This window comes from Cupriavidus sp. C3SS-1, assembly GCF_057073755.1.
The window spans coordinates 758,897-785,306 of the sequence record NZ_CP172700.1; the positions used below are offsets into that span (position 1 = coordinate 758,897).

A 26,410-nucleotide genomic window follows, 5' to 3' on the forward strand; every position below is an offset into this window, starting at 1 on the left:
TTCGCGCTTTCCTTCTGTTGTGCGCTGGACGAGTCGCAGCGCTTATCTCGATGGCGCAAGTGTGGAAGTTCATCGCCCTCCTGAAAATTGCTTTTTTGAGAGAAAGTCATTACCGTTAGGCATGACTTTCGATCTCCAATATCTTGTCGCCTTCAACGCCATCGTTTCATCTGGAAGCCTTGGTCGCGCGGCAGACGGCTTGAACGTGACGCAACCGGCGCTGAGCCGCACGATTCGCCGGCTGGAGGAGCAGGTTGGCGCACCTCTGTTCGAGCGTCACTCAAAGGGTATGCAGTTGACGGATGTGGGCAGGGCGTTGCAGCCCCATGCGCTCCTTTTGCAACGCGAGTCCGAGCATGCGAATGAACACATCAAGGCGATGCTGGGCTTGGCAAAAGGAACGATCCGCGTCGGCGCAGTCGGCAGCATCGCCTGCCTGTTGCTTCCATTGGCAATCGGCAGCACATGCAATAAGTGGCCAAATCTTCAGGTCCAGATCATCGAAGGAGTCTGGGATCGCCTTGCTGATGCGCTTGTCTCGCACGAAATCGATCTGGCGCTGGGGGTCGAGGTTGAGGACACTGACGAAATCGTCGCTGTCAAGGATTGCCGTTGGGAGGACACCAGCTACGTGGTTGCTGGTCGGCGCCATCCTTTGCGAAAAAAAGCAAATCTGGAGCTCGCTGATACGCTGCAAGAGCGTTGGGCCATGCTTCCGAAAGGAACAGCGCCTTTCGAGCACATGAAGAAAGTTTTTTCGCGACAGAACCTGGACTTGCCCAATGTCGTCGTCGAAACACGCTCCGTCACTGCGCTCAAGAGCTTGATTGGCCGTTCAGGTTTCCTCGGCTGGATGCCCGAGCCCATGTACGACGCCGAGCGGAAGGCGGGGCTTATCGACGCACTGGAGATACCAGGCGCCAGCGACAAGAGAGTTCTGACTGCGTTCCGTCGAAGGGCCGGCATGCTGCCCGGTCCTTCCATCAAGCTTCTCGAGGAATTACGCGCTCTAACGGCGCAACTACCGTGATTGTCGTGACGTTGGTTCAGCGGATCTTCAGGAACCGTGGTGGCTCGCTGGGCACGCACACTGCTTGCAAGTGCGGAGCCGACCCTCGAGAGTCCTCCCCGCGGTACGTGCGAAGGACGCTTCATGGCCGGGTGCGGCCCGACGCCAAGCACAACCGAGCGCTCCTCCTGGACCGGTCCGAGTAGGGCAGAAGGCGACCCACTGCAGCCGTTCGTCCAAGCGCGGCGCCGGCGTCAGCACCGAAGTACAGCGGTCATCCAGCCCTCTGATGCTTAGAGCAGAGCCGCGGCTCGAATGACCGTGCCATGATGATGGCGAGTGGTGGAAACCGGCCGATTTTGAGCCGGCCGAGAGGGCAGGGCGCCTGTTGGCGCTACCCGACCCGTCTCAGCCATTGACCTTGGCTGGGTCAGACGGCCCGCATTGGCCCACGACGTTCGTCGGCGAGCGTGCCCGGGCTGTCCAGAGTGGGTGGCTTCGGTAAGTCACGGTCAACCATACGTAGCTTGACACCATTCTCCGCGTCCAGGCTGGGAACAAGCCACCATCCGCACGCGTCGACCGTCCATGCTTGTCCTGTCACGAAAGACGACTTCCAGGACGCGAGGCAGGCCACAAGGCTTGCTGCCTCCTCGGGCTGTCCGGTGCGCCCCACGGGATGGCGTACCGACTTGGACGTCGATTTCAATGAGAGAGCCCTGCAGGCCCCCGAAAACTCGCGCCGGGCGCATTGCGTTGATCCGCAGCCCTTTGCCCGACGCCCGCGGCAATGGGGCCGGTGTGTCCGACAAAGCATAGTCTCACAGAGACTACCCCGCGAGCGAAGTGCCGTGCACTCGTATTTCTTCCATCTGACCTTTATATTTTTTACATCAGACCCTAGTATCACTTAATTGAGTCTGCCAGCGGGTGCGGTGCACCAATTTGGCACGATCGTCCAACAGCGCTGAGTGGTCTTTTCGGCATTCCAGAACGGCTTGCCGGCTTCACGACACATTCCCTGACCTATACAAAAGGGCCGCCGTGGAAAACATCGTCATCATCGGTTCTGGCGGACACGCAAAATCCGTCATTGATGTAGTGGAAAAGCAGGGTAAATATCGCATTGTCGGATTGGTAGACGCTATACCGCGCCACGTTTTGGGCTATCCGGTGGTTTGCGACGAGGCCGGCCTCGGCCGAATGGTAAAGGAACTACGGATTCAAGGCGCCTTGATTGCTATCGGTGACAACAGCGTTCGCGCCCTCGTTTCGGAGACACTTAAGGCGTTGTGCCCTACGCTTCAGTTTGCGACGGCAATCCATCCCGCAAGCAGTATCGGCAGGAATACCGTGATTGGCCCCGGCACGGTGGTAATGGCTGGTGCAGTGATCAATGCGTGCTCACGTATTGGCCGACATTGCATCATCAACACTCACGCATGTGTCGACCACGACTGTGAACTTGCCGACTGTGTCAGTCTCGGGCCAGGAGTAGTCATCGGGGGGGAATGCAAGATCGGGCCTTATGTTGCCATTGGCTTGGGCACAAATCTGACTCACCGAATCAAAATTGGCGGCGACACCGTAATCGGTGCGGGTGCCTTGGTTAACAAGGACATTACAGAGTTCGCCGTCGCTTATGGAGTCCCGGCCAAGATTGTCCGTATGCGCAAACATGGAGAGCGGTATCTTTGAGATTCGTACTCAATGTCCGCGATATACGCAAGCCGATGGCATTGAGCTGCCGGACGTCTAATGCGAAAACGGATCATGCCTTGCGGATCAGGAAGAGAGCGCTCCGACTGGGACAACTTCTTGATTGGACATCATGACGTTGACTGACGGACGGAGTAAACAATTGGGCCGCAAACAGTTCAATCCACGTCCGGGGGGGGCGGCGAGGGGCATTGGATGCCTCAGATCCACCATCGCTTTCCGCCTGCCGGCAACGTAGTGATCACGCCCCGGTCGACAGAATTATCTTGCCCACGCTTTGGTTCGACTCCATGCGCCGGTGCGCATCGGCGGCCCGGGCCAGCGGGTACACGCTGTCTACCACCGGCACCAGTCCGCTCTCGGTAAAGCCCGGCAGCCAGCGCTGCGCGAAGCGCGCCACCATCTGCCGCTTGACTTCCGGCGTACGCGATTTCATCACCGTGCCGATGATCTGGAGATGGCCGTAAAGCAATCGCTCCAGCGGCAGATTGGCACCCTCTGCGCCGCCAAGCAGGCCGACCTGCACCAGCCGGCCGCCATTGGCCAGCGACAGCACGTTTCGCTCCAGGTAGGAACCGCCGACGAAATCAACGATCACGTCCACGCCCTTGCCATCGGTTTCGCGCTTCACCACCTCGCCGAAATCCTCCGCCTTGTAGTCGATCAGCACGTCGGCGCCGAAGCCGCGAACGCGTGCCAGCTTGCCGCCATTAGCCGTGGCGAAGACCCGCGCGCCGGTGGCATGTGCCAATTGCACGGCCGCAGAACCCACGCCGCTGGCGCCCGCGTGGATCAGCACCTTGTCGCCAGGCTGCAGACGGCCCAGGTGCAGCAGCGCCTCGTGCGCCGTGACAAACACCTCGGGAATCGCGGCGGCGTGCACGTAGTCAAGCCCCTCGGGGATGCGCATGGCCTGCCGGTAGTCGATGCGCGCCACCTCGGCATAGCCGCCGCCGCCCACGATGCCCATGACGCGGTCGCCAGTCGCAAAGCCCGTCACCCCGGCGCCGGCTGCGATGACTTCGCCGGCGATTTCCAGGCCCATCACCGTGGAATCGCCAAAGCTGGCGCGCCCATAGCCGCCGCGGCGGTGGATGATGTCGGCGCGGTTCACGCCGGCGGCGTGGGTGCGCACCAGCAGGTCTTGCGGGCGCATTTCGGGCGCGGGCAGATCCTGCAGTTGCAGGACGTCGGCGTCGCCGAAGTCCAGGAAGTCGATGGCTTTCATGGGAATGTCCTTTGGATGGGCCGGAGGCCGACGGGAGCGATACGCGGCCCGGCTTCTGGGGTAGGCCCTCAATGTAGGCCAGGCCCGGTGATGCAGTCATGCTGATATATTCCCGTTCAGCAATGCATTTTTGCATCACCTCATTCGACTGCTCGGAAGGATCCGACATGAACTGGGACGACACCCGTGTATTCCTTGCCGTGCAGCGCGAGCGCACGCTGCGGCGCGCGGCCAAGGTAGTCAACCTGGACCAGGCCACCGTGGGCCGGCGTATCGCTGCGCTGGAGCACGCGCTGGGCGCGACGCTGTTCCTGCGCACTTCCGATGGATACGTGCTGACCAACGCCGGCGAGAACGCGCTCCGGTCCGCGGAGAAAATGGAGCAGTCGGCCCACGAGCTAGCCCGGCAAGCGCAGGGCGTCGATACCCGGCTGGAGGGCGAGGTGCGCGTGACCACCACCGACACGCTGGCGCTGGCGTTCCTGATCCCGGCCATCGAGCGGCTGCACGCCGAGCACCCGGACGTACGCGTGCAGCTCAACACGTCCACCCAGATGATGAACCTGGCACGACGCGAGGCCGATATCGCGGTGCGCACGATCAAGCCCGGGAACCCCGACCTGGCGGCTCGCCTGCTGGCCCGCTGGCCCGTCGGACTGTACGCGTCGAGGGCATACCTGAAGCGGCACGGCGAGCCCGCCGCCGGCACCGGCTTCGCCGGGCACGACCTCGTCATCTACCAGCCCCACACCAGCGGTAGCCGCCTTCCGACGCTGGTGGGCGAGCCGACCCACGCGGGCCGGCTCGTGTCGACGGTCAACTCCAGCCTGATGCTGCGCGCGACGATCCAGGCCGGCATTGCCATCGGCGAAGTGCCCGTGCACCTGGCTGAGCGCGACGGGTTGGTGCGGATCTGGCCCAAACGCGAGCGCGCGCAGCCCTACGAGGTGTGGCTGGTCACCCATCAGGACCTGCGCCACACCGCCCGGGTGCGGGCGATGATCGACGCCATCGTGGCAGAATTCGAGGGCAGCCGCTGAGCGAGGGCGCGGTATCGGGTATTGGCAGCAACAAGGATCTTCTCCGTCGATCAAGAGTTCGTGTCCGGAACGGCCGTCCATCGTTGTTGAGCCGTCGTTCGCTCACACCTGCAAACCCGGTAGCGCGGACAGGACGCAAACTTCCTCCCGATCTGCATCGGCCTGTTGACGCTATCCAGGCTTGGCGCCCGACCCGATGATGAGTTCGAGCTCTGCCTTGAAGCCTTCGCCGACGTCGAACTGCTTCAGGGATTCATAAACATCGTTCCAGGCCCTCAATCTCGCCGCGACATCGAGCTCCGCTACCACAGCCCGGTATGCCCCGGCGGCTTCCTGCATCAGTTGCAGAGCGTCGGACGCGCTCGGCAAGACGAGCTGCGCTCGAACACGCTGGGTTTTCACATCGCCAAGACCGCTGCCGTTCAGCAGGCGTTCCATCACGCCATCGCTTCCCAGTGCGAAGATTCCAGGCTGTCCGGGCGCGGGAGGAGACTTGCCCGCATGGCGTAGCAGGATCGCCATCGGCTGAGCCATAAAGGGATTGTTGGCCGGCGTCGTGAAGACCAGCGCCGCGAAACGCGCGCCTGGCCTGAGGGCCCGTTGGACAGCGGTCAATGCCTCGCTAGGCGATGGAAAAAGCATCAATCCCAATCGGCACATCGCTGCGTCGAACGGCGCCAATGTCTCGTCCAATTCGTCTGCTGCGCATTCCAGCGTTTCGATATTCTGAAGACCGGCTTGAGCGGCATTTCGGCGGACGTGCTCGAGCATGGTGCCCGATAAATCACAGGCGACCACTTCGCCGTCGGCACCCACTCGCATCGCTGCCTGGATGCTCTGGCTGCCGGCACCGCAAGCGAGATCGAGAACGCGCATGCCCGGCCGGATACCGGCCATATCGATGAGCGTGTCCGTGGCGCCCGAAAGACTGGTGGCGAACACATGCTCCCACTTCGCCCAGCCGGTTGCTGCCGCTTCCCACGTATTGTGAAGATTGGATTTCACTCTGCTGTCGGTCATCTGGAGACTCCCTCAGGACCCACCGCCGTCTGGACAGTAGCATTGTATTGCGCCAGCGATCGTGTGGGCCCCGTCGTGCACGCCCGTAAGTTGGCTTCCACGCAGAAGGCATTCATTCTGCGCACTCGGGACAGAACGTGTAGTTTTTCCGGGCCAGGTAGCGCCGACGGGTATCCCTTGCGGTATCGTGGCATGCTTGTTGAGCAGGCCGCAGGTGACATATGTCCGAGAAAGTGATTACCCACAAGATGATCGAGGCGTTTCGAGCCGCCATCATGCATGGCGGGATGAGCGCCGGTGCCGATGCGCTTGGCATGTCCCAGCCTTCCATGAGCCGGGTCGTGGCGGAACTCCAGAAGCTGGTGGGCTTTCCGCTTTTTCTGAAGCACGGGCGAACGGTCAAGCCGACTGAGGAAGCCCTGGCCCTCATGACCAAGGTCCAGCAGTCCTTCCTGGGGCTGGAGGAGATCATGAGATTCTCGGACCAGTTGCGCAAGCAGAAGATGGGACGGCTCTCCATCGCAACCATACCGTCGATCGGGCACTCGATCATGCCGGAGGCGATCGAATATCTGAGCGGCAAGTATCCCGACGTCTTCATTACGCTGTCGGTGACCTCGTATGTCGAAGTCGCGCGCGCCGTACGGAACCGTCAGGCAGACATTGGCTTCACCGCGGATACGCTTTCGCTTGGGGATCTTGAGACCGTTGCAGAGTTCAGTGCGGACTGCGTTTGCATCGGGACCCGCAAATGGCTGTCGCCGAAATCTTCTGCCGTGGAATTGAAGGATCTCGTCGGGAAGCCCTTTGTCGGTCCTACCGGAACATTTCAGAAGCGGCTGGATGCCTTGTTGGCCACCACCGGCCTGCAACTCGATATCACCGTCGAAACCTCGCTCTTTCACTCCATGAGCGAACTGGTGCTGCGTGGCATGGGTGTCTCGATTGTCGATCCGCTCACCGGCGTACTGCATCGGAAGCGTGGAGGGATAGTCCTGCCGCTGAGGCCGACGCTCAGCTATACCTTCTATGCCACGGCGATGAGCGACACCCGGCTCAGCGAGCCGGCCCGAGATCTGCTTCGCTACCTGTCGACGGCGACGGAGAGGGCCAAGACCCATATCAAATCTGAATAGGTTGCACATGCGGCGGCCATGGGTTCGGCGGCGGTTTCTTCATAACATCTCCATCATGACTTTCCAAGGAGGCGGTTGTGAAGTTTTCCATGCTGAACCTCGGCCGGACTGCCCTCGGCCTGATTGCGACGTTTGCCGCGTCTACGGCCTTCAGCCAGGGCGGATACCCCAACCGGCCTGTCCGATTCATCGTCAATGCGGCCGCCGGGGGCGCCGCCGACGTGACGGCGCGAATTCTCACCACTGCGCTCAGCGAGCGCCTGGGCCAGCCCTTCATTGTTGAAAACAAGCCCGGTGGGGCAGGGGTTATCGGGCTAGACGTCATTGCGAAGGCCGAGCCTGACGGATACACAATCGGGGGCGCAAACCTCTCTACGTTCGTGGTGGCAGCGCTTGCTGCCAAGCGCCTGCCTTATCGGGCTATCCAGGATTTCACGCCCATTGCAAAGCAATGGACACAACCGAACCTCCTGGGCGTGACGCCTTCGCTTCCCGTCAACTCGGTCAACGAGCTCGTGACGTATGCGAAGGCGCATCCGGGGGAGCTGTTCTATGGCTCCACTGGTACTGGCACGTCCTTGCACGTGGTGACCGAACTCTTCCGGACAAAGGCGGGTATCCAGATCACGCACGTTCCGTACAAGAGCGCGCCTGCGGCTGAGTCCGACCTGGCCGCCGGACAGATCCAGTTGATGGTCAGCAATTTCACATCCATGGAGCCGCAGGTGCGCGCTGGCCGGATTCGCGCGCTGGCCATCACGGGCCCGACCCGCTCGCCGCTGCTGCCAAAAGTGCCAACGATCGCGGAAGCCGGATTTCCCGCCGTCGAAATGGTGACCTGGGGCGGAGTCGTCGGGCCGGCACGCATGCCCGCCGCGATTGTCCAGAAGCTGAACGCCGAGATCAACGCGATCCTGTCGGATCCCAGGATCATGAAGCAGCACGAAAGCCTGGGGGCGACCGTTGCGCCGGGTACGCCGGCCCAGTTTGCGGACCTGATCAGAGCCGACGCCTCCAAATGGGGCGCCGTCATCAAGGCCGGTCACATCAGTATCGATTGAAAGATGACGCCGCCCGGCGTTCGATGTTGCAGTGTTGTGAAGGAAGGATCGGGCGGTCGAAGGATAAACATGCGCAAGGAAGAAGTCATCGTTGTGGGCGGCGGCGTGGTGGGGGCGGCCATCGCCTTCGGCGCCGCGAAAGCCGGGGCGCCAGTCACATTGCTGGATCAGGGAGACATCGCCAATCGGGCTTCGCGCGGCAACTTTGGGCTGGTATGGGCGCAGAGCAAAGGCGATGGGTTTCCTCGCTATGCCCGCTGGTCCAGGGAAGCCATCGATTACTGGCAGCCACTCGCCAGCGAACTGCTGGAACTGACCGGGGTTGACGTCGATCTGCAGCAGTCTGGCGGCTTCTGGATCGGCTTCAGCGACAAGGAAATGCGGGCTCGCCAGACGATGCTGGAGGGCCTCAGGAACACTGGTCCAGGCGTGCCTTACCAGATGATGGACCATGCCGAGCTGAAGCGCCATCTTCCGGCGCTCGGTCCGAAAGTCGCCGGGGGCAGTTGGTGTCCGCTGGACGGCCACGTCAACCCGCTGAAGCTGCTGCACGCGCTGCACGCAGGTCTGAAGGCGGTGGGCGCACAGGTGTTTTCCAGCGTGGACGTGACCGCCGTGCGTCATCGCCCAGGCGGCGGCTTTGTTGTCACAGCGGCGGACAAGCGCACCTGGAGCGGAGATCGGGTCGTTCTCGCGGCAGGGCTTGGCAATAAGCATCTCGCACCGCAGGTCGGGCTGCACGCGCCGGTCAAGCCTAACCGGGGTCAGGTGTTGATCACCGAAAGGCTCAGGCCGTTCCTGCCCTATCCGACCAACAAGGCGCGACAGACGTCCGAAGGAACGGTGCAGCTTGGCTACTCGGTCGAAGATGTCGGCTTCGATGATGGGACGACCGTGTCCGCCATCGAATGGATTGCACGGCGTGCCGTGGAGACGTTCCCCATCCTTGCCAACGTGCGCCTGGTCCGTGCCTGGGGCGCGCTGCGCGTGATGACGCCCGACGGAAGCCCGATCTATCAGGAATCCACGTCATGCCCGGGAGCCTTCGTTGCAACCAGTCACAGCGGCGTGACGCTCGCCGGCACGCACACATACGTGGTCGGTCCGTGGGTTGCGGGCTTCGGACCTGCGCCAGACGACATCGATGCATTTGCCGGGGACCGTTACCTTGATCCGACCAGGAGTTTTAATAATGCCCACTGATCACAAGCTCGCCACGGCGCCCCTGTTTGCGCCGGCAGAGGCGGATCGCTGTTGCAGCGTCACGCTGACGTACGAAGACCAGACACTGACAGCGCCGGCGGGCACGACCGTCGCCGCAGCGTTGCTGCTGAGTGGCGTAGCTCCGTTTCGCACCACGCCAGTGACTTCGGCGCCGCGGGCGCCGTACTGCATGATGGGCGTTTGCTTCGAATGCCTGGTGGAGGTGGACGGAAAGCCCAGCCGCCAGGCTTGCCTGGCCATGGTGCGCGAGGGCATGGTCGTCAAGCGCCAGCAAGGCGCCTCGGCACTTGCCATACAGGAAGAAGGTGAAGTCGAATGAACGCTGACATGCACGATGTCATTGTCGTGGGGGCTGGCCCTGCCGGACTGTCTGCCGCGATCGAAGCGCGGCAGTGGGGACTGAGTGTTGCCGTACTGGATGAACAGCCGGCGACGGGTGGGCAGATCTATCGGAATGTCGACGGGGCAAGCCCGAAGCTGCGTGCGCTGCTCGGCGAGGACTATGCGGCTGGCGCGGCGCTGACACAGGCCTTTGCCGCCAGTGGCGCCCAGCATATCGCTGGCGCGTCCGTATGGAACGTCGGCCGGGACCGGAAGATCAATTATCTGAAGGACGGTGTCAGCCACGCCGTAGAGGCGAGGTCCATCGTGCTTGCCAGCGGCGCCATGGAGCGTCCGTTCCCGGTGCCTGGCTGGACGCTGCCCGGGGTGATGGGCGCTGGCGCGGCGCAGATCCTGATCAAGAGCGCGGGTGCGTTGCCGCGAGAGCCCGCCGTCCTCGCGGGTTGTGGCCCGCTGCTGTACCTGTTGGCGGTGCAGTACCTGCGAGCGGGGATCGAGCTCAAGGCCGTCGTGCACACCACGCAACGCGCCGACTATCTGCGAGCCATTCCTCATCTGGCGCAAGCCCTGCGGGGCTGGCGGGATCTCCGCAAGGGCATGGACATGCTCAGGCTATTGCGTCGCCATAAAGTTGCTGTGTATGCGGGGGCGCAGACCATCGCCATCCAGGGGGAGCAACGTGCCGAAGCGCTGCGCTTCACGCACAGGGGCGTAGAGCGCCGCATCGACACTTCCCTGGTATTGCTCCATCAGGGTGTCGTGCCCAATACTCAGATCAGTTGGGCACTGCGAGCCAGGCACAACTGGAGCGACGCCCAGCTTTGCTGGATTCCCGATACCGACGAGTACGGTGAAATCGAAGACACGCGAATCTATATCGCGGGCGACAGCAGGGGCATTGTGGGTGCCAAGGCTTCGGCGGCACAAGGCAGGTTGGCCGCCATCTCGATTGCCTCCAGGTTCCAGCGACCTGGCATGGCCGACCGGCGGCTGAAAGAGCAGCAGGTGCGTGCCGAGTTGCAGAAGCATCTGCACATCCGGCCATTCCTGGACGCGTTGTATCGCCCCAAGGACGCGCATCGCATACCCCCGGATGACTCGGTCATTGTCTGTCGCTGTGAGGAGGTGTCGGCGGGGCGGATCAGGAAGTATATCGAAGTTGGCTGCCAGGGCCCGAATCAGACGAAAGCGTTTGGGCGCTGTGGCATGGGGCCATGTCAGGGCCGCCTGTGCGGGTTGACTGTGACCGAAATGATCGCGCAGGGGCGTGGCGTGCCGCCGCAAGAGGTAGGCTATTACCGGATCCGTCCGCCGATCAAGCCCGTCAGCTTGGGAGAGCTGGCGGGATAGTTTTAACCTGGCCGCAGCCAATTGGCCGAGGCCAACAAGTGCAATGTTTCTGTATGACGATCAACAGCCCTGAATCAGGAGTTCCTATGAGTGAAATCCGGCGAATTGCCACGGACAAAAGACGTAGCCGCGCGGTCGTGTACAACGGCATGGTGTTTGTCGGCGGGCAGACCGCTGACGACCGCAGCCAGGACATTCGCGGCCAGACCAGACAAGCCTTGGCCAAGATCGAGAAATTCCTGGCGGAAGCTGGCACTGACAAGCATCGATTGCTCACAGCCCAGATCTGGCTGAAGAACCTTGATCGGGACTTCGAAGGCATGAATGAAATCTGGGACGCGTGGACTGCTCCGAACGCCGCGTCCACGCGGGCGACCGCGCAATGCCAACTGGGTCATCCGGACATTCTGGTGGAAATCATCGTCTCAGCCGCAACGGCTGGGGTGTCAGTATCACTTCAACGATAACAACCTCGAACAACTAGTCAAACGCGCCGGAGAGCAGGGCCCCGAACCCGGTGAGCCTGTCTTGCAGCCCGAGCGTGCGCAAGCAGTGCCACAGCAACGCCTGGTTGCTGGTAATAACCGGTTTGCCACAGCGCTCTATCTCTTCAATGACAGCGCTCACCTGAATGCCAGCGCAACTTACCAGTACTGCATCGGCATCGCGGACGTCGAGTGTCTGCGCCAGTTTGGCCCAGTGCGAGGCGCGAATGGAGCCTTGTTCAATAGGGGTGGAACAGGGCGTCGCAACGTCACTGCCGACGTCGATGCCGTGCCTGGCTAGAAAGGCGATCTCCATCTCCACGACTTCGCGCGGATAGGGGGTCATTAACGCGACACGGCGTGCGCCGACCGCGCCCAAGGCTGCGAGTATGGCGTCGGTGGTGGTGACCGAGCGGATGCCCGTGGCATCGAAGATGCGCTGGTTGATTATCTGTGCCCCGACTGCCATGCTCGCCGCGGTGCAATTCATGGCGATCAGACTGACCCCGGCGGTCGCCAGCAATGCGGCGTGGGATTCGACATCGGCAACCACCGCTTTGTCGCTCTCCAACGAGGTTCGCGCGAACGGCATGCGGGTGGTGACGAACTGCACGCCGGCGGGTGCCATCAGTTGAACTTCAAAGTCGCATAGGCCGCCGGACGGGTAAAGGTGTCCGATGCGCGCTAGATATCCAAAACCAAGGCTCATGCTGATTCCTGTCAAATTCGAGGCCGGTACCGGTATCGCCCCGGCGCCGGCAAATTTATGCGAATTACTTCCTGCCCTGTGCTTGTCCGACGTGCTCTGGCGTCGGCGTGACGTACACCGCCAACGCAGCCAGTACGGCAGCAGTTGAGAACAGCACGAAGTTCCACACCGGGCTGGCGTGCAGGCCGGCGATATAGCCACCAAGTACTGGTCCTGCCATCGCGCCCAAGCGGCCGACACCGACCGCCCAGCCAGTTGCGGAAGCGCGGGCATGCGGCGCATAGTAGCTAGCGACGTAGCCGAGCAGTACCAGGGCCGTGGCGATACTGCCAAAGCCAGCCAGAGCCACAAGGACATAGTTGACCAGCAGACCGTTCTTCTGGGAAAGCGCGAGAATCGAGACCGCGCCTACCAGGAAACTGACGGCGATGGTTCTGCGCGGCCCGAAGTAATCGGCTATCCGACCGATCATTACGCCGCCGATGGCTGCGGCAAGGTTGAAGACCGCGAAGAAAGACAAGCTCGAGCCAAGGTCATAGCCGCTCTTGCGCATAATCTGCGGAAGCCACGTTCCCAGCCCGTAGACCATAGTGATCGCCATGAACTGTGCGATCCACAGACAGATCGTCCCCACAGCGTTCTTGCGCGAGAAGACCTCGGCAAAGACGTCCTTCAGCGACTTGGGCGGCGTCTCATCGAGGGCTAGCGCAGCAGGCGTCTCGACGCCGAGGCGCTCGGCTAGTGCCTGTGCGTCCCGATGCCGGCCCTTGCTGACGAGGAAGTCCAGCGATTCCGGAAGCCACAGCATCAGGGCCGGAATGAACACCAGCGGGAGGGCGCCAATGGCCACGACTGCGCGCCATCCGAATTGCTCCATATACGCCATACCGGCTAGCGCCGAGACCACAGCACCGATTGGGTAACCCGAGTACATCAACGCGAAGTTCAGATTGCGGCGCCCGGGCGGCGAGTATTCCACCGTGAGGGCGGCAGCTACTGAGATGACGCCGCCCAGACCGAGCCCTCCAATGCCGCGCACCAAGGCAAAGATAGCGGGCGACGGGGCCCAGACTGCGGCCAGCATGGACAGCGAAAACAATGCTACGCAGGCGATCAGAAGCTTTTTCCGACCGGCCAAGTCACTTAGCGGGCTGATGAAGTAGGCGCCGAATAAGGTACCAACCAGTGCCGCGCTGCTCATCTGGCCGAGTTCGAGGGGTGTCAGCTTCCACTGCGGATCCTGGATCAGCGCGGGAACGATGGTGCCCATCACGCCGATGTCGTACCCCTCGGCAAGAATGGCGATCCAGCAAAGGAACAGGACAAGATAGGTGGTCCGTTGGGGCACGGACCGGGCGGCTTCGGATGTACCAGCAACATGCATGGCGAAGACTCCAAGGGGGCGGCTTTTAATGGGGGCGTTGGCTGCCGGCGACCTACGCTGAGACCGCGTAGGCAGCAGCTAAATAAATAGTAGTATTCGTTAATACATGCGAGGCATCGGTACATACCCTAGTCACGTACTCAAGAAAAATGCCACCGGATGGGGCGAGGCCCCTCAGAGTGCAGCTTGAGCGGTTCTGGTTGAAGCGTGAAAGAGCATTCGGGGGCATACCCCCCAGCGCGTTTGCGATAGAAATATAGGCGCTTCAAGGTAACTGCACGTGGGCCGTTCAAGGATGGCCGGATTCCCCGGAGGCAGGGTGGGTGGGCTGGCAGGATTCAGGTTGCCGGACGGCAATGCGGAGGGAGCGCCCCGGTGGATGAGGCGCCGGCAAATAAGTGGTATTTGCTATTCAGGCGGGCGAGGGGCGGGCCGTTTTAGCCTTCGAAAGGCTCAAGACGCCGTGTTCGTGTTCGCTTCTTTGCGCGAGCGCACCGTACGGCCCTTGCCGCGAGGGGCGGGGTCCATGGCGACCTCCGGCCCCAGGATCATATCCGTCATCAACGCGGCGATCGCCTCTAGGTCACGCGTATCCCCAATGCGGCTGTTGATGGCAAAGCCGTCGAAGGCCATCCACAGGATATGCGACAGCAGGCGGTTCGACGCCAGGTGGGCGCGCGCCGGCGGCAGGCAATCAAGGATGAGGTCCGTGATGGCGACCTCGCATTGTTCGAGCAGGTTGTTCGGCTTCGGGGTGTCCATCGGGGCACTGGCGAGTGCCTCGATCATCGCGTTGGCAAACGAATGGTCCGCCGCGGGAATGTCACCCCACAGGCCAACGATGATGCGCCGCAGCCGTGTGCGAGGAGTCGGAAATTTCTGCACCGACTCGCGCAGGGTGTCCACCCGGGCGAGCAACCAGGGCGTATAGATCTCGTAAAAGATCAGCAGCTTGGAATCGAAGTACACGTACAGATTGGCTACGGTCATGCCGGCCGCGCGCGCGATCTCCGACATGGTGGTTGCCGTGTAGCCCTTGCGGCAAAACAGATCGAATGCTGCCGCAAGGATCGCCTCGCGCATCCCGGCCTTCTTGACTTGTGGCATTGCCCTTTCCTTCCAGCCCGCCCCCGGGCTGTCTTCTTGTCCGCCTTGTCGCTGGTGCAAAGATGCCCCAACGTGGTTCGGTATTTTACCAACATGGGGCAGGGGTGATGCCGAAAGAGCCTCTCGGCAAGTCATCTAAATTCGAACTTGACTTTTTTTCCGTTGAAAATAAAATGCCATTCATTATTCGACGGCGACCCCTCGCCGATGTCCCCATCCAGTAGGAGATGCGCAATGACATTGCAGCAAACGTTCTTCACCGACCGGTACCCGGAGCTTGGCAAAGGTCCAATACCGGTCGAGCCCTACATCTCGCCCGAGTACTACGAGCGCGAGAAAGCCGAGATCTTCAAGAGGACCTGGCTGCAGGTTGGCCGCGTGGAAGAGATCCCGAACCCGGGCGACTACTTTGTCAAGGAACTGGCGGTCTGCGATACCGAGATCATCGTCGTGCGCAACAAGCAGGGCGAGATCCGTGCCATGCACAACGTTTGCGCGCACCGGCTGAACCAGCTGGTCTATGAAAAGTGCGGCAACGCGCGAAAGTTCTTTTGCAAGTTTCACGGTTGGGCCTATGACCTCGATGGCCGCCTGACGGGTGTCCCGGAAGAAGGCTGCTTCTTCGATTTGCAGCGTGAAGACTATGGCCTGTCGCAAGTGTCATGCGACGTGTGGCAGGGATTCATCTTCGTCAATATGCAAGCCCAGCCGGCACAGACGCTGGCCGAGTTCATGAAGCCGGTCTATGGCGATATTGAGGGATACCCGTTTGACAAGCTGACGTGCGCCTTCCAGTGGACCAGCGTCGTCAACTGCAATTGGAAGCTGGCACTGGACGCCTTTCAGGAGGCCTATCACGTTGCCTATATCCATGGCAATTCTATTGCGGACGCGATCGACAAGACCGATGGCGGCATCATGCGCCCTCTTGACGTGGTCTGCGGAGACGTGCACAGGCGCCTCTCGCTCGCGGGCAATCAGAAGTCGGTTTACGGCAACCCGAAAGCGGTGACAAGCGGCGGCGCCGCAGCCACCGAGGCGCTCGCAGAATCGGCGGGATCTCGACCCATCGCCGCCGCTGCACTGCGGGCCGGCATGGGCAGCGCGAAGCACGAGTTTCCCCTCGAGGCCCTGCCCAAAGGCGTCAACTGGACGCAGAGCAAGAACTGGCTGTTCGACCTCAACGTCATCTTCCCCGACTTCTACGTCTCGCTGCGGCCCAACTATTACCAGGCTTACACGTTCCGTCCCATCGCGCACAACAAGATCCTGTTCGAGGGCCGGGTGTACTACCCCGAGATGACCACGGCCGGCGGCCGCTTTTTCCTCGAATACATGAAGGTCGCATTACGCGACGTGCTGCTGGAGGACATGAGCACGCTGGAACGCACGCAGGCCGCGGCGGAAACCGGCGCAAAGACGCACATGATCCTCCAGGACAGCGAAATCCTGGTGCGCCATGGCGCGCACGTGGTCGATCGTCTGATCGGCGCAGCGCAATAAGACACCGCGGAGCGAAATCATGGAAGAAAAGATCATCAACATCGGCGGTCTGCAAACGCAACGCACGCCAGCCTTGCCCGAGCGCTTTGCGCACCTGAACACGATCGCGCACTGGAGCCTGACGACTGAAACCGCGCGCAATATCCAGCGCCATCGCGCCTCGATGGACGAAATCCGCGTGTTCGCCGACACCATGCTCGGGGAGATCGATGCGATTACCGCATACCTGAACACCTTTGAACTTGGCGCCATGCCCGCCGAAGCCCAGGCACTCATGAACCTGCTGCTGTCGCTTGCGGAGGTTGCGCCGGCCATTGAGTTCTATCGCCAGCAAGCGGTGATCGATGGCTACGATCCGCGTCGTTTCATCGCCGACGAGGCATTCAAGTTGTCGCCGGGACTTTGATCGCCCCGTTCGCAGAGGAGTCCATCATGCCCAAATGCCGCGTGTTTGCCATCGACGACAACCTGAAAGAAGTCGTCGCCGATGGCCTGTACATGAAACACATGTTTGGCGAAACGGTCAGCGTTGCCGTCGTCAAGTTCGTTGAATCCGCCGGCCGGGATCTGCCGGCGAAATCCCACCAGCATGGCGAGGAGGCCTCGCTGCAGTTCTCGGGCGCCTGCTCCGTCTTCGAAGGGCTGGGTGAAGCCGGCGATCACGAGACCGTAATGGAGCAGGGCGATGCCCTGCTGATCCCGGCCGGCCTGATGCACTACGGCAGCAATCGCTTTGCGCCCGCTGGCGTCAGCATGCGGCTGAATGTGGTGACACCCGCCCGCAAGGAATACGGCGCCGAAGATACGGTGCCTTATTACCCGCTGGCCGACCGGGGAGAACGGGCATGAGCGAGACAGAATTTGCGGGCGTTCACACCCGCGCCGGCGAGGCACTTTGCCGCCGCGTAACGGTCGGTGAATCGATTTCGACTGCGCCCGCGTGCCACGCCACCAGTGGCGACGCCTTCGACATCGCTATCCACGTGCTGCGCCGGGGCGAATCGCTGGGGGCCGCGGCAGGCGAAGCGGGCGAGGAAGTGGCTGCAGTGCTGGCGGGCACGTTCACGGTTCACGCCGCCGGAGAGACCTACCACCTCTCGGAAGGTGAAGGGATCATTATTCCCAGTGCGGAGCCTCGGCAGTGGACATGCGACGCCGAGGGCGGCCGCCTGTATCGCGTCATCAACCGATCCTCGCTGGCGACCCAAGCTGGAGCAGCGACATGAGCACGCCCCGACATATCGTCATCGTGGGCGCGGGCCATGCGGGTGGTCGTGTCGCCCAGCACTTGCGCGCGCTGGGCTATGACCAACAGCTGACGCTCGTCGGCGAGGAGGCACACGCTCCCTATGAGCGGCCGGCACTGTCGAAGGAACTGCTCAAAGGCGAACGCACTGCGGCAGAGCTTGTGCTCGGCCCTGCCGCCTTCTGGACGGACGGCAGCGCAGTCGAGCATGTGCGCGCACGGGCTCGCGCCCTGGACGCCGAGGCGCGACTATTGACCCTCGACGACGACAGCCAGATTCACTTTGACCAACTGGTCGTTGCGACCGGCGGCCGCGCGCGTACGCTCAATATTCCCGGTGCTGACCTGCCGGGCGTCGTGACCCTGCGCACCCTCGACGATAGTCTTGCGTTGCGCGAGACGCTTGGTCCGGGGCGGCGCGTGGTGATCGTCGGGGCCGGCGTGATCGGCATGGAGGTCGCTGCCAGCGCAAGGGCACTTGGGGCAGACGTGACCGTGCTCGAGGTGGGCAGCCGCATCCTCGCCCGCTGCTTGCCTGCAGCGGCTTCGGAATGGCTGCATGGCCTGCATACGGCAAATGGCGCCCGCATTGAGACCGGCATCGAGATCCGTCGTATCGAGCGCCACGGCACGGCCATGCGGGTGGAGGTGGCGCGTGATGGCCAAGCCTGGTCCGTGGCCGCGGACGTCGTGCTGGCGGCGGTGGGCATCGATGGCAGCGTGAGCTTCCTCGAGGGGACAGGAATTGCCAGTGAGCATGGCATTCCGGTCGGCGCCGATTGCCGCAGTCCGGTTGTGCCGTGGTGTTTTGCGGCGGGAGACGTGGCGCTCACCTACAGCCCCATTTACCAGCGCGCCGTGCGGCAGGAAACCTGGCGCAACGCCGAGAACCAGGCGCAAGCGGTCGCCGGATTTCTGCTCGGGCGCACCGAGCCATACGTCGAAATCCCGTGGATGTGGACCGATCAGCTCGGGCACAACATCCAGGTCGTCGGGCAACCCGGCGACGCCGACGAGATCGTCGTCCGCCACGGCGCATCCGGCGATCCCGCAGCCATGTTGCTGGTGCGCGGCGAGCAAGTCGTGGGGGGGGTCCTGATTGACAACGGACGCGAGCGCAAGCACCTGGAAGCCCTGGTGCGCAGCGGCACACCGGTCGAGCGCAGCCGTCTCGCCGACAGTGCGATTGCGCTCAAGGTGCTGGCGTCATGAGCGCGCATACCACCGAACAGCGGTTGGCGCGGCTCGAAGCCGCGGAGGCAATCCGTGCCCTGAAAGCGCGCTATGCCGCGCTGGCCGACGCCAAGTACCGGCCTGACTACTCACGGCTGGACGACGACGGCATGCGCCGGGTGGCGTGGGAGCAAGCACTGTGTTTCACCGAGGACGCGATCTGGGAAGGCGGACAGGGATTCGGCGATTCGCTGGTGGGGCGCGCGCAGCTGCACGACTGGTTTCAGCGCTCGCCCTGGTGCTTCGCCGCGCATTACTACGGCAGCCCACGGTTCGAGATCGACGGCGATGGCGCTCAGGGCATCTGGCGCCTGTGGCAGCTGGCGCTGCGTGAAGACAACCGCGATGCCGTCCTGCTGGCCGCCACCACGCACGAAGACTATCGACGTGAAGTTGATGGCGAATGGCGGTGCTGCCGCATGCGCTTCGCCGAAATCCATATGACATCGCTGGGCCAGGGCGCGATGCCGCTGGCGGCGACCCTGGCGGCACTGGACGCCAGGGTAGCGAGCCAGCCTGGGCACCCTGAGTTGCGTGCCTGAATTCGTGAGAAAGGAAACACCATGATTACCGAGCAAGCAGATCTGGTCCGGGAACCGGCGGCGCGCGAGACCGTCATCCGCTGGTATCAAGCTGGCGAAGTAGGCGCCTTGTTCGCCAACGGCGATTGTCACGGTCTCGACGTCCATGGCCATCGCATCGGACTGTTCAAGGTCGACGGCGACATCTATGCGCTGGACGACATCTGCACGCACGGCAATGCGCTGCTGTCGGATGGGGAAATGGACGGGCACGGGATCGAGTGTCCGTTGCACGCCGGCTTGTTTGACGTGCGCGACGGCCGCGCGATGTGTGCGCCGCTGACCCGCGATGCCCGCTGCCATGCCGTAAAGGTGGAAGCCGGCATGGTCTACGTTGCCGCACCGGAGGCAAAATGAGCGCCATGACCTCCACAGAGGCCAACGCCTCGCGCGACAGCGCGCGGCCACGCATTGCCGTGATCGGCACCGGCGGGACGTTCGCAATGCACGCAAGGCATCGCTTTGACTGGGTCGAGTACAGCGAGAGCGGCGTGGTCCATCCGATTGCAAAGCTGCTTGATGACCTGGGCGAGCTCGGCGAGGTGGCCGAGGCGGTCGAACTGGTGCCCGTGCCGTTCCGGGCGCTGGGCAGCACCGGCATCACCCCGGCGGACTGGCTCGCGCTGGCCCGGCTGATCGGGGAAGCCGCGCGGCGCGATCCTGGCCTGGCCGGCTTCGTGGTCACACACGGCACGGCCACGTTGGAAGAGACTGCCTGGTTTCTCGACCTGGCGCTCGTACTGGACCAGCCGGTGGTCATTACAGGAGCGCAGCGCCCTGCGAACACGGCGGGCAGCGATGTGCCGGCCAACCTGCGGGCGGCGCTCGCAGTGGCGCAGTCCGATGCAGCGCGCGGCGCCGGCGTCCTGGTCGTGATGGACGGCCATATCTTCGCCGCAAGGGACGTTACCAAGGCGGCCAGCTTCGATCTGAACGCATTCGAGGCGCCGCCGTTCGGGCCGCTGGGCCGCGTCGAGCCCAGCGGAGCGGTAACCATGCGGCGGCTGCCGGTACGACGCAGGGTCCTTCCGATGCTTGACCTGGCAAGCTTTGACGCGATGCCGCGCGTGGACATCGTCATGTCGTATGCCGGGGCCGATCGCACGGCGATCGATGCATTGGTGGCGGCCGGCTGCGCCGGCATTGTCAGCGCAGGACTGCCGCCTGGCAGGCCCGCGAGCGCAGAGATGCAAGGCCTGGCCGACGCCGTTGGGACTGGTACCACGGTGGTGCAGTCCACCCGCGCGCCGCGTGGCATGGTGCCGCCGCAGGCATTCCTGCGCGCCGCCGGCGTGCTGGCGGGCGGCGATCTGGCGCCGCAAAAGCTGCGCATCTTCCTGATGCTGGCCCTGACACAGACCCGAGATCCCGTGCTGCTGCAGCAATGGCTGTTGGAGAGCTGATCCCGGTGGCCGGCAATGCATCGGTCCCCGTGAACCTACCGTTCGAGAAACCAAGAAATTGAGGAGGAAAATGAAGTCGATGTCCAAAGCCGGCATGGCAGCGTTAGGCGCATGCGCGGCATTCTCGCAGTCTCCCGGCGCCTACGCCCAGAACTCGGTCACCCTGTACGGGGTGTTGTCCACCGGTGTTGCCTATGTCAGTAATGAAGGCGGCCATGGGGCAGTCAAGATGGTGCCGGGCACCATGCAGAACAACCGTTGGGGCTTGCGCGGCACTGAGGATCTCGGCGGCGGCATGCGCGGCGTCTTCGTGCTCGAGAATGGATTTGCCCTCGACGACGGCAAGTTTCAGCAGGGGGGACGCATGTTCGGGCGCCAGGCCTATGTTGGCCTGGGCAGCGATCCGCTGGGCACGCTGACGCTCGGCCGCCAGTACGACGCCATTTATGACACGCTGGACATCATGTCTGCACCCGTGGCGGCGAATGGGATGGCGGCCCACATCGGCGACAACGACAATGCCTTCGGCAGCTTCCGGCACAACAATGCGCTCAAGTACGTTAGCCCCAGCTGGGGCGGGCTGCGTGCAGAGGCCTCATATGCGTTGTCGGATAGCGCCACCAGCATGAACAATCGCTCCTTCAGCCTCGGCGCCACTTACGACCGCGGGGCGCTGCGCCTGGCGGCTGCATTCATGCAACTGGACCGCCCCGGTCTGGCCGCCAGTAGCAATCCCAACGGGGCGGTGACCGACGACTATGCCGGTGCCCCCTTCGTGCTGTTCCATACCAGCCCGATTAATCCGTCGGCGGGGGTCGCACGCCAGCGTGTGGGCGGCTTCGCCGCGGGATATGGCAACGACAGATGGCGTGCCAACGCCATGGTCACGCAATCGCGATACGAATACCAGGACGGCATTGGCCTGCGCCTGACCAATTATGACATCAACGCCACCTACAACCTCACGCCGGCGCTCGTACTCGGCGCGGCCTATGTATTCACGGATGGCAGTTACAGCGGTATCGACCGCAGTCCCAAATGGCACATGGGACAGCTGAGCCTGGATTACTTCCTGTCCAAGCGAACCGACGTCTACATCTACGGCGTCTATCAGAAAGCGTCATCGTCCCAGGCTGACATCTACCTGTTCGCACCATCCTCCAACGACAAGCAAACCGTACTGGTTGCCGGCATCCGGCACAAGTTCTGAGCGCGTGGCCGGCTGCCGGCCACTGTATTTCCCCATTACACCGACAAGGAGACAACCATGTCCGAACTTGATATCCCCCAATTGCTCGATCTGGTGAATACCCGCAAGGTGGCACCCGGCGACGAGCGCGTGCGCGCCATCACCGCACGCATTGTCGGCGATCTCTTCCAGACCATCGAGGAATTCGACGTGAAGCCCGACGAATTCTGGGCTGCAACCAAGTGGCTGACCCGGCTCGGGCAGGCCGACATGATCGGACTCATCACCGCCGGGCTGGGCTTTGATCGGCTGCTCGATATCCGAGAGGACGAGGCCGACCGTGCAGCGGATCGCGCGCTAGGCACGCCCCGCGCGATCGAAGGGCCGCTCTATATTGCTGGCGCGCCCCTTCATCAGCGCGAGGGGAGGCTCGATGAAGGCAACGAAGGCAAGGGCCAGCCGCTGGTGATGGAGGGCCGCGTGCTGGACGTGGCGGGCAATCCTGTCGCGAATGCACTGGTGGATGTCTGGCATTGCAATGAACTTGGCCGATACTCCCATTTCGACCCGGACCAACCGGACTACAACCTGCGCCGGCGCATCCAGACCGACGCCGATGGCGCCTACCGCTTCCGCAGCTTCCTGCCGCCGGGCTACGCCATTCCACCCCACAGCCCGGTCTCGGAACTGTTTGACTTGCTTGGTCGCCATGGCAATCGCCCGGCGCACATCCATTTCCTGGTCTCCGGGGCAGACAAGCGTGCCCTGACCACACAGATAAATATTCCGGGCGACACGTTCCTGGACGACGACTTTGCGTTTGCTACCCGAGATGGCCTGGTGGTCGAACTCGAACCGGTGGAAAGTGTGGCGGGATATGAGTCGCTCGGCTTGGATGGTCCCTTTATCCGCGTTCGCTTTGATTTCCGCCTGCAGGACGCGCTCAATGAGGACGAAGTCATGCCCGCCAGCCGCTACGAGAACGCCTCGTGACCTGCGCTTGCTAAATAGCAGCGAGCCCGAGACCCGCACAAACGCTGTCATCCACTAAACGCGCGACGGCGCTGTCACTGCCGTGCTGAGCGTCAGATCCCAGGAACCGGTCATGTCGGCGGATTACCTCAGAGAGGTCGGCGCAAACGTGCCGATCGTCACCCACGAGGACAGCACCAGCCAGGTCGGGCAAGTCGAGGCGCTGATCAGCAGCATGCACGCCGAGCGCAGGCTGGACTACGTCGCCACTTGTGGATCGAACCGCCTGCTGCAGTTGCTGCAGCGGGTTGCCGCCGACCTCGGCATCCCGGGGGAGATCGCTCTCGAGCAGCAGATGGGCTGCGCCCTGGGTGCCTGGTTCGCCTGCGTTCGGCAGTTTCGCAAGGAGGCCGGCACGCAGGATCTCACTTATCGAAGGGGCTGCTGGGAAGGACCTGTATTCAATCTCCAGGAGACCGTATCGTGGTAGATCCTGGCGTGGAAATCGGCGCCTTAAGGCTAGAGAATCCCGTCATGCCGGCCTCCGGCACCCTTGCCGAAGGTCTGGCCGATGAGTTCGACCTGAACCGGCTTGGCGCGATAGTGACCAGGACGATCACTGACGACCTTCGGGAAGGCAATCCGCCGCCGCACGTTGGCGGAATTCAGCGACGCGACGTTGTTCTCCATCGGCATTCCCAGCAAGGGCGGGGACTATTACCTGAAGCACACGGTGCCATTCTACAGACCCTACCGACCGGCACTGGTCGCCAGTATCTCGGCGAACACGGTGGACGAATTCGGCAAGCTCGCGCGCAAGTTGTCCGTACCGGGCGTGGCGGCTGACTGGCGCGTGATCGGCAGTTCGGTCATGGAGAGTCCCGGCCAGTTGATTCAAACTGACCAGCGGGCGAACGTTCGCCGGCCCGGACCTTCTCACGTCGCCTCGAACGTCGCGCGCAGCAGCGCCCCGATCTCGTGCCGGCGCGACACAGGCATCCGCGAGGCGGTGGACACCACGCTGACTGCTGCATCCCCCGCCAACGCCAGCGGCAGCACATACCCCACGCCCGCCACGCCGGCGGCGCCAGCCAGCGCGTAGCCGAGACGGCGGCTGCGCTCAACGCCGCGCAGCAGCGTCAGCAGGCTTAGGCCGCTAGTTTCATATTCCCTCCGGTGGCGGTCGTAATGCGCACGGATGCTGTCGTTGTCCAGCCGTGCCAGCAGTGCCATGCTGGCGGTACCTTGGCCGAGAAGGCGCGAGGTGCCCGTGAGCAAATGGAAGGTCTTGGCGCGATTGGCGTCCTCCTCCATGTGCAGGCAGTAGCCGTGGTCGCCCAAGCGCGCGATCAGGAAGACGGCGTCCCCGGTCAGGCGGGCCACGGCCTTCATGCGAGTGACAAGTTGGCTGCTGGGCGGCGGCCGGTTCATGGCGCGCACGCCGAGGGCCATAGCCGCCGTGCCGAGGTGGTAGCGTTTTCCGGCTGGTTCGCGCTCAGCGTAGCCGGCGGACTCCAGGAACCGAACCATCCGGTGCGCTGTGGTGCGGTCGATGCCCGCCAGCATGGCCAGTTCGGGCAGGGTCAGGCCGGGTTCATGGTGCTCTCCCAGCAGGTGAAGCAGTGCGAAGGCACGTGACAGACTCTGCACGCCAGACTGCACCGCGCGTGCGTCGGTCGAGGTGGTGGACATGGGGGGAGGGCAGGGGAAACACCAAGACTGTGCATATTATGCACGATCTGCGTAGTTGCGGTTGTCGGGAGCGGTGCGCTGATATGCAATGCCTTCACCAAACCATACAAGCCAATGAGCGCAGAAGGCACCGCCATGATTCCCTTCGATACCCGGATTGATCCCTCCTCGGAAGCCTTCGCCGCGCAGCGCAGCGGAATGCAGGCGTTGATCGACCGCCTGCGCGCACTGGAGCAGCGTGCCGTCGACGCCTCCGCCCGAGCCCGCGTCAGCTTCGACAAGCGCGGCGCGCTGCTGCCGCGTGAGCGTGTCGCCCGCCTGCTCGATCCCGGCGCGCCTTTCCTGCCGCTCGCCACGCTGGCGGGCTACGGCATGGACGACCCCGACCCAGACACGTCGATCCCTGGCGGCTCGCTAGTGGCCGGCATCGGGTTCGTCTGCGGCGTGCGCTGCATGGTGCTCGCCACGGACTCTGGCATTGACGCTGGCGCTATGACCGAGGCCGGTAACATGAAGATGATGCGCTGCCAGGAGATCGCGCTGGAAAACCGGCTGCCGTTCATCCACCTCGTGGAGTCGGCCGGTGCCAATCTGCGCAAGTACCGCGTCGACAAGTTCGTGCGCGGCGGCACCATCTTCTACAACCTTGCCCGCCTGTCGGCCGCCGGGCTGCCGATCATCACCGTGGTCCACGGCTCTTCCACGGCGGGCGGTGCCTACATGCCAGGCCTGTCCGACTACGTGGTGATGGTCCGCAAGCGCGCCCGCGCGTTCCTCGCCGGCCCGCCCCTGCTGAAAGCGGCTACCGGCGAAATCGCCACCGATGAGGAGCTGGGCGGCGCCGACCTGCACGCCACGGTCAGCGGCCTGGCCGAATATGTGGCCGAGGACGACGAACACGGGATCGCGACCGCGCGCGACATTGTCGCCAGCCTCGACTGGCCGCGTGCCGAGGTGACGCCGCAGCAGCCGGCCCGCCAGCCGAAACTGAATACGGCAGAACTGGATGGCGTGATGACGCTCGACCACAAGCGCCCGGTGGACATGCGCGAAGTCATCTCCCGCCTTGCGGATGACTCCGCCTGGCTCCCCTTTAAGCCCGACTACGGCCCCGGTACCGTCTGCGGCCACGCCCGCATCGAGGGCCACGTGGTTGGCTTCATCACTAACAACGGCCCCATTGATCCAGCCGGCGCGACGAAGGCCGCCCAGTTCATCCAGGCCTGCAACCAGTCAGGCACGCCCATTGTGTTCATGCAGAACACCACCGGCTTCATTGTCGGAAAGGCGTCAGAAGAAGCCGGCATGATCAAGCACGGCTCGAAGATGATTCAGGCGCTGTCGAACTCCACCGTGCCGCAGATCACGCTGTACTGCGGCGCGAGCTTCGGCGCGGGAAACTTCGGCATGTGCGGACGCGGCTTCCGCCCACGCTTCTGCTTCTCGTGGCCCAATGCCCGCACGGCTGTGATGGGCGGCGAACAGGCTGCGATGACGCTGGAGATCGTGGCCCGCCAGCAGGCCGAGCGCAAAGGCGTGGCCGTCGACGAAGGTGCGCTCGCCGCGCAGACCGCCGAAATCGTCGCCAACTTCGACCGGCAGGGCAGCGCTTTCGTCACCAGCGGCTTGCTTCTGGACGACGGCGTGATCGACCCCCGCGACACCCGCGCCGTGCTCGCCTTCGTGCTGGCCACCGTCCGCGAAGCGGCCGCCCGGACACCTCGTGCCATGCAATTCGGCGTGGCCCGCTTCTAACAGGAAAGAACACCGGAGAGAC

General features: G+C 63.1%; 29 protein-coding genes and 1 pseudogene. 22 read left to right on the forward strand and 8 right to left on the reverse strand.

The window, feature by feature from the left end:
- Positions 1 to 121: 121 nt before the first annotated feature.
- Positions 122 to 1,030: a LysR family transcriptional regulator gene (locus tag ACIGJC_RS19475; protein WP_483713763.1), complete on the forward strand. Its 909-nt coding sequence runs from the start codon at positions 122 to 124 to the stop codon at positions 1,028 to 1,030.
- Between the two features lie 409 nt (positions 1,031 to 1,439).
- Here ACIGJC_RS19475 and ACIGJC_RS19480 read toward each other — a convergent pair whose 3' ends face one another.
- Positions 1,440 to 1,826, reverse strand: coding sequence for an SDR family oxidoreductase (locus ACIGJC_RS19480; protein WP_483713764.1), 387 nt, complete (start codon positions 1,824 to 1,826; stop codon positions 1,440 to 1,442).
- A gap of 227 nt (positions 1,827 to 2,053) precedes the next feature.
- On the opposite strand from ACIGJC_RS19480, the gene ACIGJC_RS19485 reads away from it, so the two are divergent.
- On the forward strand, positions 2,054 to 2,707 hold the full coding sequence (locus tag ACIGJC_RS19485) for an acetyltransferase (protein ID WP_483713765.1): 654 nt from the start codon (positions 2,054 to 2,056) through the stop codon (positions 2,705 to 2,707).
- 262 nt (positions 2,708 to 2,969) lie between these two features.
- Here the strand turns inward: ACIGJC_RS19485 and ACIGJC_RS19490 are convergent, their stop codons facing one another.
- The gene (locus ACIGJC_RS19490) at positions 2,970 to 3,956 is read right to left on the reverse strand and encodes an NAD(P)H-quinone oxidoreductase (RefSeq protein ID WP_483713767.1); all 987 of its coding nucleotides are present in this window, start codon (positions 3,954 to 3,956) and stop codon (positions 2,970 to 2,972) included.
- A 167-nt stretch (positions 3,957 to 4,123) separates the two neighbouring features.
- On the opposite strand from ACIGJC_RS19490, the gene ACIGJC_RS19495 reads away from it, so the two are divergent.
- Positions 4,124 to 4,996, forward strand: coding sequence for a LysR family transcriptional regulator (locus ACIGJC_RS19495; RefSeq protein ID WP_483714479.1), 873 nt, complete (start codon positions 4,124 to 4,126; stop codon positions 4,994 to 4,996).
- A 171-nt stretch (positions 4,997 to 5,167) separates the two neighbouring features.
- Here ACIGJC_RS19495 and ACIGJC_RS19500 read toward each other — a convergent pair whose 3' ends face one another.
- The gene (locus ACIGJC_RS19500) at positions 5,168 to 6,016 is read right to left on the reverse strand and encodes a class I SAM-dependent methyltransferase (RefSeq protein ID WP_483713768.1); all 849 of its coding nucleotides are present in this window, start codon (positions 6,014 to 6,016) and stop codon (positions 5,168 to 5,170) included.
- 221 nt (positions 6,017 to 6,237) lie between these two features.
- Between ACIGJC_RS19500 and ACIGJC_RS19505 the strand changes: the two genes are divergently transcribed.
- From ACIGJC_RS19505 to ACIGJC_RS19530, 6 genes are all read left to right on the forward strand, one after another.
- Complete coding sequence (locus ACIGJC_RS19505) at positions 6,238 to 7,152, forward strand: LysR family transcriptional regulator (protein ID WP_483713770.1); 915 nt, start codon at positions 6,238 to 6,240, stop codon at positions 7,150 to 7,152.
- Between the two features lie 89 nt (positions 7,153 to 7,241).
- The gene (locus ACIGJC_RS19510; protein ID WP_483713771.1) at positions 7,242 to 8,213 is read left to right on the forward strand and encodes a Bug family tripartite tricarboxylate transporter substrate binding protein; all 972 of its coding nucleotides are present in this window, start codon (positions 7,242 to 7,244) and stop codon (positions 8,211 to 8,213) included.
- Between the two features lie 69 nt (positions 8,214 to 8,282).
- On the forward strand, positions 8,283 to 9,416 hold the full coding sequence (locus ACIGJC_RS19515) for an NAD(P)/FAD-dependent oxidoreductase (RefSeq protein WP_483713772.1): 1,134 nt from the start codon (positions 8,283 to 8,285) through the stop codon (positions 9,414 to 9,416).
- Positions 9,406 to 9,756 (forward strand): (2Fe-2S)-binding protein, encoded by a 351-nt coding sequence (locus tag ACIGJC_RS19520; protein WP_483713773.1) that lies wholly within the window; start codon positions 9,406 to 9,408, stop codon positions 9,754 to 9,756. The genes ACIGJC_RS19515 and ACIGJC_RS19520 overlap by 11 nt, the downstream gene beginning before the upstream one ends.
- A complete protein-coding gene (locus tag ACIGJC_RS19525) occupies positions 9,753 to 11,129 on the forward strand; it encodes an FAD-dependent oxidoreductase (RefSeq protein ID WP_483713774.1) in 1,377 nt (458 codons plus the stop codon). The genes ACIGJC_RS19520 and ACIGJC_RS19525 overlap by 4 nt, the downstream gene beginning before the upstream one ends.
- 86 nt (positions 11,130 to 11,215) lie before the next feature.
- Positions 11,216 to 11,596 carry a RidA family protein gene (locus tag ACIGJC_RS19530; protein WP_483713776.1) on the forward strand — a complete coding sequence of 127 codons (381 nt, stop codon included), beginning with the start codon at positions 11,216 to 11,218 and terminating at the stop codon, positions 11,594 to 11,596.
- A 13-nt stretch (positions 11,597 to 11,609) separates the two neighbouring features.
- On the opposite strand, the gene ACIGJC_RS19535 is transcribed toward ACIGJC_RS19530, so the two are convergent.
- The 3 genes from ACIGJC_RS19535 to ACIGJC_RS19545 form a co-directional block, all read right to left on the reverse strand.
- Positions 11,610 to 12,323 carry a maleate cis-trans isomerase family protein gene (locus ACIGJC_RS19535; RefSeq protein WP_483713777.1) on the reverse strand — a complete coding sequence of 238 codons (714 nt, stop codon included), beginning with the start codon at positions 12,321 to 12,323 and terminating at the stop codon, positions 11,610 to 11,612.
- 64 nt (positions 12,324 to 12,387) lie between these two features.
- Entirely contained in the window at positions 12,388 to 13,707 is a 1,320-nt protein-coding gene (locus ACIGJC_RS19540; protein WP_483713778.1) for an MFS transporter, read from the reverse strand.
- 453 nt (positions 13,708 to 14,160) lie between these two features.
- Positions 14,161 to 14,814, reverse strand: coding sequence for a TetR/AcrR family transcriptional regulator (locus ACIGJC_RS19545; RefSeq protein ID WP_483713779.1), 654 nt, complete (start codon positions 14,812 to 14,814; stop codon positions 14,161 to 14,163).
- Positions 14,815 to 15,048: 234 nt separating this feature from the next.
- Between ACIGJC_RS19545 and ACIGJC_RS19550 the strand changes: the two genes are divergently transcribed.
- The 12 genes and pseudogenes from ACIGJC_RS19550 to ACIGJC_RS19605 form a co-directional block, all read left to right on the forward strand.
- Entirely contained in the window at positions 15,049 to 16,317 is a 1,269-nt protein-coding gene (locus tag ACIGJC_RS19550; RefSeq protein WP_483713780.1) for an aromatic ring-hydroxylating oxygenase subunit alpha, read from the forward strand.
- 19 nt (positions 16,318 to 16,336) lie between these two features.
- Positions 16,337 to 16,723 (forward strand): hypothetical protein, encoded by a 387-nt coding sequence (locus tag ACIGJC_RS19555; protein WP_483713781.1) that lies wholly within the window; start codon positions 16,337 to 16,339, stop codon positions 16,721 to 16,723.
- Positions 16,724 to 16,749: 26 nt separating this feature from the next.
- A complete protein-coding gene (locus ACIGJC_RS19560; protein WP_483714480.1) occupies positions 16,750 to 17,166 on the forward strand; it encodes a cupin domain-containing protein in 417 nt (138 codons plus the stop codon).
- A complete protein-coding gene (locus ACIGJC_RS19565; RefSeq protein ID WP_483713782.1) occupies positions 17,163 to 17,543 on the forward strand; it encodes a cupin domain-containing protein in 381 nt (126 codons plus the stop codon). The genes ACIGJC_RS19560 and ACIGJC_RS19565 overlap by 4 nt, the downstream gene beginning before the upstream one ends.
- A complete protein-coding gene (locus ACIGJC_RS19570) occupies positions 17,540 to 18,775 on the forward strand; it encodes an NAD(P)/FAD-dependent oxidoreductase (protein WP_483713784.1) in 1,236 nt (411 codons plus the stop codon). The genes ACIGJC_RS19565 and ACIGJC_RS19570 overlap by 4 nt, the downstream gene beginning before the upstream one ends.
- Positions 18,772 to 19,338 carry a nuclear transport factor 2 family protein gene (locus tag ACIGJC_RS19575; protein ID WP_483713786.1) on the forward strand — a complete coding sequence of 189 codons (567 nt, stop codon included), beginning with the start codon at positions 18,772 to 18,774 and terminating at the stop codon, positions 19,336 to 19,338. The genes ACIGJC_RS19570 and ACIGJC_RS19575 overlap by 4 nt, the downstream gene beginning before the upstream one ends.
- Positions 19,339 to 19,359: 21 nt before the next feature.
- A complete protein-coding gene (locus ACIGJC_RS19580; protein ID WP_483713787.1) occupies positions 19,360 to 19,734 on the forward strand; it encodes a non-heme iron oxygenase ferredoxin subunit in 375 nt (124 codons plus the stop codon).
- Positions 19,731 to 20,780, forward strand: coding sequence for an asparaginase (locus ACIGJC_RS19585; RefSeq protein ID WP_483713789.1), 1,050 nt, complete (start codon positions 19,731 to 19,733; stop codon positions 20,778 to 20,780). The genes ACIGJC_RS19580 and ACIGJC_RS19585 overlap by 4 nt, the downstream gene beginning before the upstream one ends.
- Positions 20,781 to 20,850: 70 nt before the next feature.
- A complete protein-coding gene (locus tag ACIGJC_RS19590) occupies positions 20,851 to 21,990 on the forward strand; it encodes a porin (protein WP_483713790.1) in 1,140 nt (379 codons plus the stop codon).
- A 57-nt stretch (positions 21,991 to 22,047) separates the two neighbouring features.
- On the forward strand, positions 22,048 to 22,962 hold the full coding sequence (locus tag ACIGJC_RS19595; protein WP_483713791.1) for a dioxygenase family protein: 915 nt from the start codon (positions 22,048 to 22,050) through the stop codon (positions 22,960 to 22,962).
- A 112-nt stretch (positions 22,963 to 23,074) separates the two neighbouring features.
- The gene (locus ACIGJC_RS19600) at positions 23,075 to 23,431 is read left to right on the forward strand and encodes an iron-sulfur cluster-binding protein (RefSeq protein ID WP_483713792.1); all 357 of its coding nucleotides are present in this window, start codon (positions 23,075 to 23,077) and stop codon (positions 23,429 to 23,431) included.
- A 44-nt stretch (positions 23,432 to 23,475) separates the two neighbouring features.
- A pseudogene (locus tag ACIGJC_RS19605) lies at positions 23,476 to 23,541 on the forward strand (hypothetical protein); the annotation flags it as partial.
- 150 nt (positions 23,542 to 23,691) lie between these two features.
- Here the strand turns inward: ACIGJC_RS19605 and ACIGJC_RS19610 are convergent.
- Complete coding sequence (locus ACIGJC_RS19610; protein ID WP_483714526.1) at positions 23,692 to 23,814, reverse strand: hypothetical protein; 123 nt, start codon at positions 23,812 to 23,814, stop codon at positions 23,692 to 23,694.
- A 63-nt stretch (positions 23,815 to 23,877) separates the two neighbouring features.
- Entirely contained in the window at positions 23,878 to 24,633 is a 756-nt protein-coding gene (locus ACIGJC_RS19615; protein ID WP_483713793.1) for an IclR family transcriptional regulator, read from the reverse strand.
- A 135-nt stretch (positions 24,634 to 24,768) separates the two neighbouring features.
- On the opposite strand from ACIGJC_RS19615, the gene ACIGJC_RS19620 reads away from it, so the two are divergent.
- Positions 24,769 to 26,388 (forward strand): acyl-CoA carboxylase subunit beta, encoded by a 1,620-nt coding sequence (locus ACIGJC_RS19620; RefSeq protein WP_483714481.1) that lies wholly within the window; start codon positions 24,769 to 24,771, stop codon positions 26,386 to 26,388.
- Positions 26,389 to 26,410 lie beyond the last annotated feature (22 nt).